Below are 15,606 nucleotides of genomic sequence, written 5' to 3'. Positions count from 1 at the left end.
TGTGCGCAAAGGCGTCAGCACTGCTGCTTTCGTTCTTTCTCTCGCTCTTTCTCTCGCCTGTAACTCGATTATTGAGACTGTCGATTAACTGTTTATCCTGAATATCCTATAAACATTTGAAATTTAGAGAAACATCCGGGAACTTTTGCAACTCGAGATAACTTATCGCTCCCATGACATAGAGATGAACCTCGTTCGCAAAATAACGTTATGAAAACATCTTATTTGTTAGTTTAGAAGAGAATACGAGAGAATAACGTTATAAAATAACGCTATTTCACCATAAATGGATAAATACCACTCCATTCGGTCGAAATAGCGTTATTCCGTAATGCTATTTCTTCGCAGAACATGCCAATGTAGCAAATAACGTTATGGCACACCTTTATTTGAAATCGCATGTATGTGAACGTACCTTTGTAAGGAGAGACAAGCTCCTCTAAAACCGTCAATTTTTATAAGAATTCACTAAGTTGCATATTTATTAAGTCTCGATTCATTAATCGACAGTCTCTTATTTCGAGTTACACGCCCCCTATCACTCTTCCTCTCGCCCGTAACTCGATTATTTCGAGTTACGTAGCCCCTTTCGCTCTTTCTCTCGCCTGTAACTCGATTTCTTCGAGTTACACAGCTCCAGCTACCCAACACGCAAAAAAGAGCTGCCTCCCGGCAGCTCTTACTTTCCTTCTCAACCCTCTATGTCGCTCGTACCCGCAGCTTGCCCTCCACCTCTTCAATCTCAAGAAATAGCGGTCGCTCATTCGGCGTCTGGTTCGGCGTGTGGATCGCAAGCATCAATGCTCCGTCGAACGCATGGAACATCATCGCATGGCCGCCATCGCTTTGGAATAGTGCCTCATCCTCCTGCTCCCAAGGACCCAACACATCGCCCGAAGCAGATTTCGCCACACCTAGGGCATAGGTATTGTTAATGAAGCTCGCCCACAACATGAACAAGTCTCCATTCGCTGCACGATAGAAGGATGGGCCATCCGTTACGTAGTTGTCCTGTCCAGGGTAACGGGGATGCTGGAAGGAAGTCGGCCATTTCGCATGAGATGCGGAAAAGAGGACGACTGGCTCGCCAACGATATCCCTCAGATCTGCAGTCAGTCGTACCGCACAAACTTGGCCATCACCTACCTGCTGCCATTCACGGCAAAACACAATCCACGGAAGCCCTTCCTCATCGACGAACAGCGTCCCGTCCAGCGAACACCAGTCCTTCGGCGTAACAGGCCCCTCACTATGAGGCGTAAACGGGCCCAACAGGCTGTCACTTGCCAAAACAGCCGTTCCTAGCAAATTATTATCCTTCCGACGGAAGGTTGCGAACATATAATAACGTCCCTCGTACTTATGCACTTCCGGTGCCCAGAAGTTGTTCTCGGCATAGAAATCCTCATCGGGCTTAAAGACCGTGTAAGGTCCTTCCCATTCCTGCAAATCTTGCCCTACATAGGCATTAAACCCAGTTCCCTTGCCCCAAATATTCGAATCCGTGCTGCCGAACAAATAATACTTTCCTTCTTCTTTTACGGGAACAACGAAGGGATCCCTGATTTGTATGTCCTTATTTTTTATCATCGCCATACCTAACTACCTCCCATTTTACCGATACGTTGGATAAATAACGCCCACATCGCGCACACTAACAAATCGCCCTTCTACAAGCTCAACCCCCTCGTTCCCTTTCACAAGAAGCGGAATATCGCGACCTTCATAAGTGACAGTCCCCTCAATGGTCCGCACGCTCATACCAATTATCGCTTTCAGTTGACCGCTGCGATCTGTCACTGCCCTAGTGCCGATCGGTATCTGCAAATAAGCTTTCCCGTTCCGATACACAGTGCTGCCTTCACTCGTCGTGACGAACTCAAATGTCATGCCATCTATGATTCGACGATATCCCGTCTCCGCTGCCATGACCTCCCCGTGATCTTGCGGATACGGTAGTAATGAAGTGAACCATAGCTCTCCATCCGGCCTTGGCACGATTCCACACATCCGTTCAACGAAGTCTAGCAGGCACAGAATAGCTGGTGAATAAGACTCCGTATAACCTTCTTTTCCTGTCCACGGGCTTACAGTTTGGGCAAAACGAGTCATCTGCGCCAATGCTGTAACAATCGGGTTCAGCACCCAAGTTAGTTCCACATAGCGATGATGGTGCTCAAAAGCATGCGGTGTACGAATTAAACTCAAGAAATTAGACGTTCCTGCCCATGTATTGTAGCTTGAAAACGGATCGAAGCGCGGATCGTCCATCGCCACCGAAGTAAACGGATACTTAGCGAAAAACTTGCTCGTATTGAGCAAATATTTCCGCAACGAAGCTGCGAAGAACTCCCCATCGCCTACCTCACAGGCGAGCACTCGCAGTAAGACATCGGACTGAACTCGAACGAATTCGTCGTTCCGATCGCGATCATAGAAGAAAGCATCACTTTCATCGAAACAATGAGTGAACAAACTATCTAAGCTTATCCCCGCCTTCACTCTCCACTCTGATGCTGCATGCTCGTCCCCTAGCTCTTCCGCCATACGTGATAAATAGAGACGCTGACAATACACATTGGCTGTCAAATCAGGCGCTAAGAAGGGCAAGGTTGGTGAATCTGGATTATACTGCCGAGCGTCATCCAGATGCGCTGAATCAGGAACATGCCAGAATCGCGGAGACAAGTCATGCCCTGTATCAAACGTACAAAATGCCTCTATACAGCCGGTATTCCGAGTATCCCGATACGTCGCAAGCCATGTATCATGACGTACCATCGCCTCATACATTTTGCGCAAAAACACTTGATTTCGCCCATTCAATTCATAATGATTCCACACGCTTCTCGCCAGCGGGGTAACCATCTGAATCTGCCGAAACGCCGGGCCATTCTCGGTCACTTTATATGGAAGCTGACCATCTTCCTTCTGATAGTCTGCGAACAATTCGAAGGTATCCTCCGACACCGTAGGAAGAAACCGGGACAGCAGTTCATTGTTGATCGTCCCCGTGCTTTCCATCCAACAACCTAGATAAATGCCACCCTCGTGCAGCACAGGCGCGTCCCCCATCGTAGGTACGATGCAATCAAACAACTTGCTCAGCGCATTGTAATACGTTTCCTCCAACCGACCACCAGTGGATGTAAATTTAACTCCTGATTGGAGCCACTCGTTCAGCACATCGTGATCTGTGGCCTTTTTCAATTGACCTAACTGCTCCGCTACGGATAGCTCACGAAGCCGATGTAAGATGTTCTCACTCATCGTAATTGCCTCCCCAAAAGAAATGGACTGCCTAAGGCAGCCCCTGTATTAACCTTTTACACTGCCCATAACTAGGCCCTTCATGAAATATTTCTGTAAGAATGGATAAAATACTAAGATTGGCAAAGCCGCCAGGAAAACTTGTGCCGCCTTGAAAGTACGATCTGATACCTCTGACATGTACAGTTCTGTTGATGAAAGCGTACTGGAGTCAGGATTGACTATGATCGTTTGCAAATAGCTTTGCAGTGGATAATTCGAAGGCGAATTCATGTAAATCAAACCGTCGAACCACGAATTCCAATGCATGACTACGGTAAAGAGCGTGATTGTTGCCAACGCTGGTTTAGATAATGGAATGTACATACTCCATAGTACCTTCCAGTGACCCGCTCCATCGATGTATGCCGCTTCTTCAATTTCTTTAGGTAAATTTCGGAAGAAGTTCAACAACAATATCATATTGAATACATGTACGGCCCCAGGTAGGACTAATGCCCAAATGGTATCGAGTAAGCCGAGTGCTTTCATCGTCATATAGCTAGGAATTAATCCGCCATGGAAAAGCATCGTGATAATGAAGAACCAAGCATATACATTTCTTGCACGAAGCGTAGTTGTTTCTTTCGAAAGCGGATAGGCAATCAGGATGGTAACAACCATATTAATCGCATAGCCGAGCACTACTCTTTGGATGGAAACGAACAAACCTTCAAGGAATTCCTTCTTTGTTAGAGCATGTTTATAAGAGGCAATCGTGAAATCCACAGGCCAAAGTTTGACGAGGCCACCTGCTGCAGCGCTGCTAGAGCTAAAAGAGACAGCTAGCACGTTAATCAGCGGCAATAGACATAAGAATGCTATTAAACCCAACAAAATATAGTTGATTAGCAGAAATAATTTTCTGCTTGTTGAAACTTTTTGCATAGCCTTTCCCCCTGACCTTAAAATATCCGATAACCCGTATACCGATTGGCAAGCTTATTCGAAATGACAATTAAGATGAAAGCAATCACGGATTTAAACAAGCCAACCGCCGTTGCTACGCCATATTGCGCATCCACTAAACCGATCCGATAAACCATCGTATCAATAATATCTCCAGTACTGTAAACCATCGGACTGTACAGATTAAACACCTGGTCAAACCCAGCGTTCAGTACATTTCCTAAGCTCAGAACAGTCATCAGCGTGACAATAGGCAGCATGCCGGGAATAGTAACGTGGAGTGTTTGCTTCCAACGATTAGCTCCATCTACAACTGCAGCTTCATACAAAGACTGATCTATTGCCGTCAGGGCAGCTAAATAAACGATCGTGCTATATCCGAATTCCTTCCACGTGTCGGAAGCGACAAGTGTAAATGGAAACCAGTTTTCGTTGCCAAGGAAAAAGATCGGTTCAATACCTAGTAGGCCAAGCATCTGATTCACTATGCCGGCTGAAGGCGAGAGAATATCAATGAGAATGCCTCCCAGGATGACCCAGGACAAAAAATAAGGGAAGTAGATAATCGTTTGAACGGTCCGTTTGAACGCCGTGCTGATGACCTCATTTAAAAGCAGGGCAAAAATAACGGGCACAATCAAATGTACAATGATTTTCATAACAGCAATGAACACCGTATTCCATACCACACTACTAAAATTGGGCATCTCCAGCATATAGCGGAAATTATCAAGCCCGATCCATTTGGAATGAAAGATTCCTTTGGACGGTACAAACTTTTGAAACGCAATGACAATCCCCGCGATCGGGACATAGCTAAAGATTATCGTAAGAATAACACCAGGTAACAACATAAGATGCAAAGGAATTTCCTGCAGTTTTTTGTTCATCTCCGTTTTACTCCTCTCCATTTGCATAATGGCACAAATAACGAAAGGGAAAGCAGTGTACGACCGCTTCCCCTAAGCTCCAATCCGTATTAAGCCGCCAACTTCTTATTTACTTTTTGCATACCAGTCGTTGACTTCCTTCGTAATCTGTTCACCGCCAAGCTTCTTCCAGTCTTCAACGAATTTATCAAACGTATCGATGGATTGGCCCATAATAATCTTTGTAAATACTTCTTCTTCCAATTTCAGAAGCGATGCATTTTTCTCAACCATCGTTGGTGTTGCTGCACCATAGAAAGCATCCAGCATGTAATTATCGTCTTTTACGTACTTGCTAATAACATCGAAGCTGCTCGGCGAACCGAATACACGCTCCGTACCCCAATTCGCATTGTTTCCTTTACGGTAATCTACGATTTTATCATAGTAACCTTTTTCTTCCGTCGTCAGCTTGGATGCATCGTTCGCAGCAATCGCACTCAGCGTATTGTTATGCGCGCTCAAGTTTTTGTTTGCTGGCTCTGGGTTCATCAGACTATAGAGATAGACAGGAACATTCGTAGGGGAGAAGCTCATCTCTGGTTTGATCTTCTTACTCTCGTCATACCCATCCATTGCGAAGTTCAGAAGCTTAATAATGGCTTCCGGATTTTTGCTTTTCTTACTAACAGCATAATAGCGTTGAATTGGCATTTTACCGATCGGTGTTGCCTTCTTATCATCGACAGATACCAACGGAATCGCTTTCCAATCTGCTTTTGGATCGTTATCGATGTTCTTTTGGATGATTGACAATGGGGCAGACATGCTGCCGTAGAAGATACCTACTTTGCCGCCAACAACGGATTCCGTTACCTTCGCACGATCTTTAACGCCGAATTCCTTATCGAGCAAACCTTGCGCGTACATATCTTGGAGCTGCTTCAGTGCCGTCTTCACTTCTGGCAGAACACTTCCGTAGGCAAGCTTGTTACCAGACGCATCCTTCACCCATTTACCCGCATAAGCATGAAAGCCTGAGAAGAAGCCCGTTGTTCCAAAATGCGTATCCGCTAAGAACGATTTCGTAAATGCCATTCCGAAGGTATCATCTTTACCGTTTCCGTCCGGATCCTTCTTCGTGAAAGCTTCTGCAACTGCCAGCACTTCTTTCATCGATTTCGGCTCTGAAAGACCAAGCTTTGTTAACCAATCCGCTCGTACATACAAAAGCGGAAGACCGTCGATTGCCGACGATGTCTGAGGAATCGCCATTAGCTTACCGCCAATCTTAGCCGTATCAAAAGCCTTCTGATCCTGCTGCAGAATACTCTTCGCCATCGGTGAGGCATACTTGTCATACAGCTCCGTCAAGTCATAGAGCATGTCGTTATCAGCTAAATCCGTAAGTTGCTTGTTTTTCAGCCACATGACATCAGGAAGATCCCCCGCTGCGATTGCCACATTCAACTTTTGATCGAATTGCTCGACGGGCACGGTCCATTGATATTTCAAGTTAATGTTCAGGTCATTTTGATACGCTTTTGTATAAATATTATTTTCAATCGTGTCACCATTCTCATACTTGTAGGTTGCTTCTGTGTAGCGCCAAGCTGTTATGTCCACCGGTTTTTCATATTTTGCCATCAAGTTAGCCCCAGACGCAGAAGTCGCAGGCGTAGCCGTTGATTTACTATCCTTTGAACCCTCTGAACTACAAGCAGAGAGCACCAATAGTCCTGCTGCTGAGAGAATAACGGCCGATTTAGCTTTATCTCTTTTTCTCATGTGAACCTCCCCGAAAGATCTGAATGTACTAGAGTTGCTACATCTCTAATGGTAATGCGCAATCAATCGGCATTCAATATTCATGTCTTTACATTTGAATCACTTGTTTACTTGTTGAAAATGGAGGTCCTATACTCCAGTGGGGTCATACGTGTCATCTTGCGAAAATAGCGCGTAAAGTTCGTCGCTGTTCCATAACCAACCTGTTCGGCAACCTCTTGGATTTTAATATTCGGATTTTCCAGTAAGCTCTTGGCTCTTGATAGACGGGTTGCCGAAATGTAATCAGATAAATTGGTTCCCGTGACCTGTTTAAATAATCGTGACAAATAGGACGGATTAAAATACACCAGCTCCGCTAATTTCACCAGTGACACCTCATCCGGATTATGAAGATGATCCTTAATGTGTTTCTGTATCAGAGATATAATCGCATTTGCTCGTCTCTCTTCTTCTTGATTCTGAAGATTGAATAGAATTTCTTCTACACGGCTCAGATACTCAAATGCCACACGCCATGACTCATGCTCGCCTGGCTGCATAAGCTTGTGCAAGCCAATCTGGGTCGCAACCATCTCTACCAAATTCCAACGGTTCATATAGGATAAAAAAACAAGTCCAATGGAATAATAAAGCTCTTGCGCAGGAACATCATGCATGCTCTCGATATTCTTTAACGATTCCGCACAAGCAAGTAACGTATTGCGGAACTCCACACGTTGACCATGCTCTAATTGATCCGCCAATTGGTCCAATTTTGCTTGCCGAATCTGCGACTTCTCACGCTGACTCCCATCCGACTTCTGAAGCTCATGCTCCACCATTTGTTTATCTAGAAGCAGCATGCCACCGCCTTGACCAATCCGATAATTCATCAGCATCGTAAGCGTCGCGAACCGCTCTGCTGTGCCGCCCCATGCTACCGTACTATCATCCAAAACAAAGGAAAGTATTTCACCGACTGATTCGCGACAGGCAGCTTGAACCAACTCCAAATTCCCTTGTACGAACGTCAGCGTGCGCTCCCATCCCTCTTGCTCCAAATTATCTCCTAGGGGTTGAATCAGCCAAATAAGGTCCATATGCTCATTCACCGCATCGATAAAAGAAACATGGGATGACATGTATTGTTCGGCAATTTTCTTAATCCTGTACAGCTGCCTAGACTTCTCCGAATACGTTGTCCTGTTAGACAAACTATTGCTTCTACCCAGCATAATAAGGACAGGGTGATCCGCTTTCAGCGGTATTCCAAGCTCATCGAATTGCTCTTGATTAATCTCACGCACATCGAGCTGCTCATTCAGAATCTGCTTCACATAATCGTTCTGGAGCATCCCCCGCATATCGTCCAACTGCTCCTGAGCGATCTTCAGCAATGACTGCGCCCTCAACTCTGTTTCAATCTCAGCAACGGTATGCTCAACCATTTGAATCACTTTCTCATAGCCTTCGGTTTTCAGTAAGTAACTGACCCTTTCATACTGAATAGCGGAGTAAATATAGGAGAATTCATTGTATCCCGTGAGAAAAATAACCCTGCATTGCGGCCATCTCTCCCGTATTTTCTCCAGCAGCTGCAAGCCATCAAGCCCTGGCATCCGAATGTCCGTAAGCACGATATCGAAGCGTGTACGATCGAATTGCCGCATAGCCTCAATACCCGAGTAAGCTTTATACACATCTAACTCAAGCTGAGGAATACTCTGTAGTACCTCATAGACCCCGTCTGCAATAATCATCTCATCATCTACGACTAGCACCCTGTACATTTATACGCCTCCATTCGTGTAATCGATCTGAATCGTCGTCTTCAAGCCGCCCCATTCACTGCGTTCCACAACTAACCCGCTAGTCTGTCCGAATTTCAATCGAATCCTTTGGTGGATGTTCAAAATACCTGTCGTCTCCACCCCATCTTGGTTGGATAAGGCGGCTCTAAGCAGCTCGATTCGTTTCTCATCAAGTTCCTCGCCGTTATCTTCAACAATCATATGAATCACGCTAGCAATCTTAAGAATACGAACCCGCAAAATGCCATTCGCTGGCTTCCTTTCCAGTCCATGTTCAAAAGCGTTCTCAATAATCGGTTGGAGAATCAACCTCGGCACCATGACATGCCCAACATGCTCAGGCAGTTCATCGAATTCAACTCGCAGTCGGTTCGAGAATCGCATAGCTTGAATATCCGCATATACTTTAGCATGATTCACTTCTTTCCAGAGCGGTACCTCATCTGAACTATTCCGTGTAACGAATTGGAAATATTCGCCCAGTTGATTCGTAAATTGCTCCAGATTCTCATAGTCACCAAGCCGTGCCATCGTACTCAGAATAAAGAGGTTATTGTACAGAAAATGAGGATTAATCTGGGATTGAAGCTGCTTCAATTCCGCCTTCTGTGTTAAGATTTGCTGTTTATAGACTTGATCAATTAAGGATTTCAAATTTCCAGACATGACATTGAAACGCTTATAAATATACTGAAATTCATCGTTAATCGTATGATCAATCTGAACATCTAGATCGCCATGCTCGATTTTACGGAAAGCTTTGACCAGTTTATCCAACGGTTTATGAATGTATTTGTACACATATAACGAGTAAATAATGATTATAAAGAGCGCTACTGCTGCTAGTAAAACAAACCAACTTCTATACTTCTGCAGCGGTTGAAATACGGCATTTTCCGGTACATATTTACTTAAGACAGCACCAAAAAAATGAGAAGATGCGTATACAGCGAGATAATGCTTGTCATTGATGATGAGCTTCTGCGCCTTGCCCATATTCACGTCGCTCGTCATGCGGGCAGTGATCTGTTGATCGAAAGCAGGATCATGGCTAGTCGTGATAACAAACTGAGAGCTGTTGAATATCAGTCCCTCATCCTGTGAATTCACCATTAATTTCAAATGCTCTTCCAGCTTTTCCTTCGACAGTTCGATGGCCACAATAAAAAGAGGACCCCTCTTACTACTTGGTGTAGAGAAAGGATACACAGCGCTCAAATACATTCGACCGTCAACATTCATCACTTGCGAATCTAAGGTCAGCGGAATGTTTCTTAATTTTTGAAAGGCTTCCTGATCAAAAGAAGAGATCGTTAGCGCCGACACATTCTTCTGGATGGCCGGGATGTAAGCGTACACATCCTTTATATATGTGCTGCTGTTCCGAATGGCATTAAGGCGTTGCTGGAGACGCAGAATACTTTGCATTTTCTCAATATCATTCAAGGAATCCGGAATCGCTCCTAAGGCATTCAAATTGTCATCGCTTAACACATCGTACTGCAGTGTTTGTATACGTCGGAATTCCTCCTCCAGCCCGCTGAAATATCCTGAAACTTGCGAGATCATTGATTTGGATATTTCGTCTTGCAGCGTTCGAATCCCCCAATTGTATATAATCATGCTAAGCAGGTAGAGTGGCAAAAGAATGCAAATAAATGAAAGAATTAATCTTTTGAGTGCATTCTTCTTCCAAGGATGTCTCGTTAGATTCAGATTCATTAGTAGTCCCCCTTTCGTGGAAAACTTATCCACTTCTGTTATACTCCGGTTCATTCACGCGACGACCGAAAGTTAGTTTAACAACAATACTAACATGAAAAATTTAAACTTAGTAGTGAATGATTCTTCACAATCTGGCCTTATACAGTTTAACCATTCATTGACCTTAACATTTCTACTGACACTTCCACCTCCACCTCAACCTCTGCACTCAACTAGTTGAAGTGACCCTTTCAGCGCTCGACCTTGCCAGCTAGCTCACGGAACTTGTAAAAAACTGCGAAAATACATCTTTTAATAGGGTTTTGAGCAATAAAGAGGAAATTGCTGCGATTATGCAGTTTTTTCTATCAAATTCATCGGAATCAAGAGATATTCCGAGAAAAGGATGTATTTTCGCATCAATTCTTCGATAATCGGTCTATTCTCCTTAAAAAAGATGTGTTTTTGCAGTTCTCTGCTCCTATCGAGATGGCATGACAAGAAAAACACCTTCTCCAGTGAGAAGGTGTCGCCCTTATTTGCTATCCGTAGCTGGCTCGATCAATCGATGACGATACCACTGATCCCCCTTGAAGCGCATGAGGAATATGAGTCCACGCACGCCCCATTCAATATTCATCGCTAACCATACACCAATAATCCCCATGTGAAACATGATGCCAAGCACATACCCTAGAACGACTCGGAACAACCACATGGACAGCATCGATGTCAGGGATGTGAATTTGGAATCACCCGCAGCTCGAAGTGCTGCTGGCAAGAGGAAGCTGATTGGCCAGAGCGGCACTTGTGCAATTGCATTGATCAACACGATAATGAAAAGCTCCCGAATGATATCATCCGGTGGGTGAAATAAGCTGACCAGCGGCTTGAACAACGGAATAAGGATCAACGCCATTACGAATAGTGTAAATGACGCAAGCCAAAGGAATGATTTAGCAAATTTGCGGGCATCTTTCACATTTTGCGCCCCCATACATTGCCCAATCACAGTTACCGTAGTCAGAGATAACGCGGCTGCTGGAATCTGTAACACACCTGCCAGTGTACCGCCAATTGCATTCGTTGCCATGGCATGCGTGCCAAGACTCACGATAAAAATTTGCGTAACAATTTTCCCGCCATTAAAGAACATCTGCTCCGCCGCAAAGGGAAGCCCGATAAATAAAATTTTCTTCATCATCGCCATATTTGCATGCAGTAAATCGTACAATCGCATTTTAAAATTCGTATCTAATTTTACCACGTACAATACTGCTATGAATGCCGCCAGAAATCTAGACACATTCACAGCGATGATTAATCCATGTACCCCCATATGTAAGAAATGGATACATATCACATTCAAAAGTACATACGATAGATTCATAATCAAAGAGAGTTTCAAGGAAGTTCGGGATTTTCCGATCCCTCTAAGTGCACCGCAAACAGCCTCTACAATAGCAATCCCCACATAAGATACACTGCTCCCTATCAGATAGGTCTTGGCATAAGCGAACACTTCTGGAGAAGCTGTTCCAAACAGGAGCGTTAAGACGGGACTATGAAACACAATCATTAACAAGCTAATGCCTAGCGCAAATGCCGAAACCAAGGAAATCGAGCTAGCAGCAGCTTTGGCTACCATCCCGTCATTGCCGCTTCCTTTGTACTGGGCGACCACAACGGTTCCACCTGTCGAGACGGCTATGAATACGCTGATTAGAAATATATGGAGCGAATCAATCATACTTACTGCACTAACTGCAGCAACACCTGACGAACTAATCATCGCAATGTTCACCAAGTTGAGGCCAACCAGGAAAGTCTGATCAATCAGAATCGGTATGTATAAGCCAATAATCTGTTGATAATCCATCACTTTTCCGGAGAAATACTTATGCATAAAAGCTTTTCGTCTCAAGCTAAATGCAGTTCCCATCACATCATCTTCTTCTTCGTTAATTTATTGTCAGGTAATCAATCTTCGACCTCGCTAGTACAATTCCTTTTTTCACTCATGACTTCCTTGGTCCATTGTTATAGATGAACAGAGAAAAAGCAAGACTCTACCATCATAAATGGGAGAGCTTGCTTTGCTTGCGAAGCATTTTATTAAACAGATGACTTACTGCCATACCGCCGCACACGCAGATCAGCTTGTTCCTTATGACCCATGAAATTCTCGATTTCACAGAGACGTGAAACATACTCTCCGACGATTGCGCTAGCGTCTTTCGTACATCGCTGATAGGTACACGTTTTCAGAAATTTACCAACCCAGAGACCGCCCGTATACCTCGCAGCGCCTTTGGTCGGAAGCGTATGATTCGTGCCAATTGCTTTATCTCCATAAGCCACATTCGTTTCGGGGCCGAGAAACAAAGCTCCGTAGTTCGACATATTGGCTAAGAAGTAATTCGGATCCTCCGTCAGTACTTCGACATGCTCGTAAGCAAGTTTATCCGCTTCAATGAGGGCTTCCTCCAAGCTATCCACCACCAAAATAGTGCCATAATCACGCCAGGCGACGCCAGCAATATCAGCTGTCGGGAGAACCTTCAGCTGTTTTTCAATTTCAAGCAGCGTCTCCCTTGCCAATGCCTCGGAGGTTGTAATCAAGGCTGCCGGAGAAGTCGGCCCATGCTCGGCCTGACCTAGCAAGTCAACAGCCACCATTTCGGCATCAGCTGTATGATCGGCGATGACCAACACTTCAGTCGGCCCGGCAATCAGGTCGATGCCCACTTTGCCGAATAGCTGCCGTTTGGCCTCAGCCACGTAGGCATTGCCAGGTCCGACCAGCATATCAACGGACTCGATCGTTTCCGTCCCGTGCGCCATCGCAGCCATCGCTTGAATACCACCAAGCACATAGATTTCATCCGCGCCTGCGAAGGCCATCGCACATACGGTTGCGGCTGGTATCTCCTCTTTGATCGGTGGCGTGCAGGCAATAACTTTTGGAACACCAGCCACTTTGGCTGTTAGGATGCTCATATGAGCCGAAGCTACCATTGGATAGCGCCCTCCAGGTATATAGCAGCCTACTCGCCCAACGGGAATATGTTTATGTCCCAGAAAAACACCCGGAAGGGTTTCAACTTCGAGGTCATGGATCGTTGCCAATTGCTTTTCGGCGAAATGGCGAATTTGCTGCTGAGCAAAACGAATGTCCTCCTTCACGCGATCGGGTACGCTGGCTATAATTTCTTGAATCTGAGCTTCGCTCAATCGGAAGCTTTCCGGCGACCAGTTATCGAATTTCTCCGAAATCTGACGAACCGCTGCATCCCCACGGCTAGCAATGGCTTGAATGACATCCTTAACGGTGTGATAGACCGTCTCTTCGCTAAGTGCAGATGATGATTGCGCATTACCTTGTTTGAGATAGGTGACCATGGTAATCTCCTCATTTTTCCGAATATTTGGATGGCCTGGCGATAATCAGACTGCCCACATGGAAGGCGAAATCACGAGTTCAGGGACTTCAGAGAAAGCTGTTTCCAGTACTTGCAGTGTCTTTTCGCTAATAGCAGGTGTGGCTAGAAGCGCAATATTATCTTCTACTTGCTTCGGCGTTTCGGCACCAAACACGATGCTTGCAATTCCCGGCATATGGTGGATATAAGAAAAGGCTAATTCAGGTACAGTCATTCCTTCTTGATCCGCACAAGTGCGCAATAAGGTAAGCCAACGATCCGCGACCTGCAGATTGCCCTTTAATTCGGTTGGCTGAAGGAAGAACAGTCCTTGCAAATAAATACTTCTGGCAAACAGTTTCTTATTTGCGTTCCTAAGCCTATCGAACGCCCCATTCGCAAACATCCGACGATCCATGACGTTGATGGGCAATTGGATAATTTCGTAAAAATCATCCTGAAGTTCCTGCCAATTTGCTGCAAATTCCTGTGCTTCGTAGGAAAGGAGTGATGCCCCCACCGTGCCGATATTCCCTCTTTTTACCTGCTTACGCAGCAATTCAGTCACTTTGTAACCGAACACGCCTAATACATTTGGTCGATGCAGCAGCACGGCGGGAATACATGAGGTCTGCAAGCGTTCCAACGACCTTTGAACACTTACTTCTATTTGATCCTCCAAATCGGTAATCGTTGTTTCATGATCCACAGTCAAGTGGATTTTGGTTATGACATGAGCTGAGCGCTCTTGCTGTCCAAAATAAGTGCCTAAAACCTGCTCTGAGCTTCCATACACGCCAGCCGTATCTAGACAGGTAATGCCACCTTCCAAGGCAGCATCCAAGATACGTCCTGCTACGCTCTCATCGGGCTGACCCAACTGATTCGCAATCCCATAGGGCATCCCCAACTGCACAGTGCCGAGCGTTAAAGGGGAGATCGTAGATGTCCATAGTTTGTCGTAGCTTAACATAAAGAATCATCTCACTTTCTCTGACACATGCCATTATTCTCGCTTGCGAATACGCTTGGTATAAGGTGGGCGCCCAAACGGCTCTACAGGCACTTCACCCTGAGGATGGTAACCGTACTCGTCGATTCCTTTCATCATGAAAAGCTTGAAATCAGGGTAGATTTGCGGATCCCATCTCACCATCGTCTTGGAATAGCGAATCACAAATCCGATGCGCCAGCGCTCAGAGGTATTTGGACCGGAACCATGAATAAGGGAATCGACATGCATCGAAATGCCGCCTGATGGGATAATCATCGACACGGCATCCTTTTCGCTGAAAGTTCCTTGGTCCAGTTCGAATGATAGAATGGCGTCTTCGCCTGCGATTTTATGTTGAATAAGACCCGCTTTATGTGTACCTGGAATAACCTTCATGGCACCGTTGGCTTCATCCACATCCGTGATAGCCAGCCAGACGGTAACCGTGTTATTCAGCGCAGTCGACCAATAGTAGGAATCTTGATGCCAAGGGACAATCTTGTCTGAATGCGGCGATTTCGTAATAAACTCAGTAGCTGCCAAATAAAAATCATCGCCCAATACGCCTTCAACACAGCTGAGAATCTGCGGATGCGCACAAATGTCATATAGCCAGCGGCTCGTCTTATGCCAGCCCATCATGTCAGATGGATTCTCATCCTGCTGCAACAAAGAAATGAGCTTCTCATAGCCCCTTTGCATTCGCTTCGCTTCTTCACCGGGGAAAATAGCAGGTAGATCCAATAAATACCCCTGATCTTCAAAAAATTGTTGCTGCGCTGTCGTTAATGGGATCAGTTCCATCATCAATCTCCCTT

General features: G+C 45.3%; 11 protein-coding genes. All 11 read right to left on the bottom strand.

Annotated features, from left to right (window positions below; genetic code table 11):
• Positions 1-699: 699 nt before the first annotated feature.
• A complete protein-coding gene (locus tag AC58QT_RS33530) occupies positions 700-1,590 on the bottom strand; it encodes a glycoside hydrolase family 43 protein (RefSeq protein WP_497412790.1) in 891 nt (296 codons plus the stop codon).
• A gap of 24 nt (positions 1,591-1,614) precedes the next feature.
• Positions 1,615-3,270 (bottom strand): MGH1-like glycoside hydrolase domain-containing protein, encoded by a 1,656-nt coding sequence (locus AC58QT_RS33525; RefSeq protein WP_497412772.1) that lies wholly within the window; start codon positions 3,268-3,270, stop codon positions 1,615-1,617.
• 48 nt (positions 3,271-3,318) lie between these two features.
• On the bottom strand, positions 3,319-4,197 hold the full coding sequence (locus AC58QT_RS33520) for a carbohydrate ABC transporter permease (protein ID WP_497412771.1): 879 nt from the start codon (positions 4,195-4,197) through the stop codon (positions 3,319-3,321).
• A 17-nt stretch (positions 4,198-4,214) separates the two neighbouring features.
• The gene (locus AC58QT_RS33515) at positions 4,215-5,108 is read right to left on the bottom strand and encodes an ABC transporter permease (RefSeq protein WP_310225304.1); all 894 of its coding nucleotides are present in this window, start codon (positions 5,106-5,108) and stop codon (positions 4,215-4,217) included.
• A 105-nt stretch (positions 5,109-5,213) separates the two neighbouring features.
• Positions 5,214-6,875 carry an extracellular solute-binding protein gene (locus tag AC58QT_RS33510; protein ID WP_497412770.1) on the bottom strand — a complete coding sequence of 554 codons (1,662 nt, stop codon included), beginning with the start codon at positions 6,873-6,875 and terminating at the stop codon, positions 5,214-5,216.
• 107 nt (positions 6,876-6,982) lie between these two features.
• Complete coding sequence (locus AC58QT_RS33505; RefSeq protein ID WP_497412769.1) at positions 6,983-8,647, bottom strand: response regulator transcription factor; 1,665 nt, start codon at positions 8,645-8,647, stop codon at positions 6,983-6,985.
• Positions 8,648-10,390, bottom strand: coding sequence for a sensor histidine kinase (locus AC58QT_RS33500; RefSeq protein ID WP_497412768.1), 1,743 nt, complete (start codon positions 10,388-10,390; stop codon positions 8,648-8,650).
• Between the two features lie 517 nt (positions 10,391-10,907).
• Complete coding sequence (locus tag AC58QT_RS33495) at positions 10,908-12,314, bottom strand: MATE family efflux transporter (RefSeq protein WP_497412767.1); 1,407 nt, start codon at positions 12,312-12,314, stop codon at positions 10,908-10,910.
• A 173-nt stretch (positions 12,315-12,487) separates the two neighbouring features.
• Complete coding sequence (hisD, locus tag AC58QT_RS33490; RefSeq protein WP_497412766.1) at positions 12,488-13,774, bottom strand: histidinol dehydrogenase; 1,287 nt, start codon at positions 13,772-13,774, stop codon at positions 12,488-12,490.
• Between the two features lie 45 nt (positions 13,775-13,819).
• A complete protein-coding gene (locus tag AC58QT_RS33485) occupies positions 13,820-14,767 on the bottom strand; it encodes an aldo/keto reductase (RefSeq protein WP_497412765.1) in 948 nt (315 codons plus the stop codon).
• Between the two features lie 33 nt (positions 14,768-14,800).
• Complete coding sequence (locus AC58QT_RS33480) at positions 14,801-15,595, bottom strand: phytanoyl-CoA dioxygenase family protein (protein ID WP_497412764.1); 795 nt, start codon at positions 15,593-15,595, stop codon at positions 14,801-14,803.
• Positions 15,596-15,606 lie beyond the last annotated feature (11 nt).

Source organism: Paenibacillus sp. J31R109, from assembly GCF_059692055.1.
The sequence above is the reverse complement of the archived record's forward strand: the minus strand, read 5'-3'. Positions and strand labels throughout refer to the sequence as shown.

Excerpts from the sequence above, each read along its gene's own strand:
- AC58QT_RS33530 (WP_497412790.1), bottom strand. The coding sequence starts at position 1,590 with ATGATAAAAAATAAGGACATACAAATCAGGGATCCCTTCGTTGTTCCC.
- AC58QT_RS33525 (WP_497412772.1), bottom strand. The coding sequence starts at position 3,270 with ATGAGTGAGAACATCTTACATCGGCTTCGTGAGCTATCCGTAGCGGAG.
- AC58QT_RS33520 (WP_497412771.1), bottom strand. The coding sequence starts at position 4,197 with ATGCAAAAAGTTTCAACAAGCAGAAAATTATTTCTGCTAATCAACTAT.
- AC58QT_RS33515 (WP_310225304.1), bottom strand. The coding sequence starts at position 5,108 with ATGAACAAAAAACTGCAGGAAATTCCTTTGCATCTTATGTTGTTACCT.
- AC58QT_RS33510 (WP_497412770.1), bottom strand. The coding sequence starts at position 6,875 with ATGAGAAAAAGAGATAAAGCTAAATCGGCCGTTATTCTCTCAGCAGCA.
- AC58QT_RS33505 (WP_497412769.1), bottom strand. The coding sequence starts at position 8,647 with ATGTACAGGGTGCTAGTCGTAGATGATGAGATGATTATTGCAGACGGG.
- AC58QT_RS33500 (WP_497412768.1), bottom strand. The coding sequence starts at position 10,390 with ATGAATCTGAATCTAACGAGACATCCTTGGAAGAAGAATGCACTCAAA.
- AC58QT_RS33495 (WP_497412767.1), bottom strand. The coding sequence starts at position 12,314 with ATGGGAACTGCATTTAGCTTGAGACGAAAAGCTTTTATGCATAAGTAT.
- hisD (WP_497412766.1), bottom strand. The coding sequence starts at position 13,774 with ATGGTCACCTATCTCAAACAAGGTAATGCGCAATCATCATCTGCACTT.
- AC58QT_RS33485 (WP_497412765.1), bottom strand. The coding sequence starts at position 14,767 with ATGTTAAGCTACGACAAACTATGGACATCTACGATCTCCCCTTTAACG.
- AC58QT_RS33480 (WP_497412764.1), bottom strand. The coding sequence starts at position 15,595 with ATGATGGAACTGATCCCATTAACGACAGCGCAGCAACAATTTTTTGAA.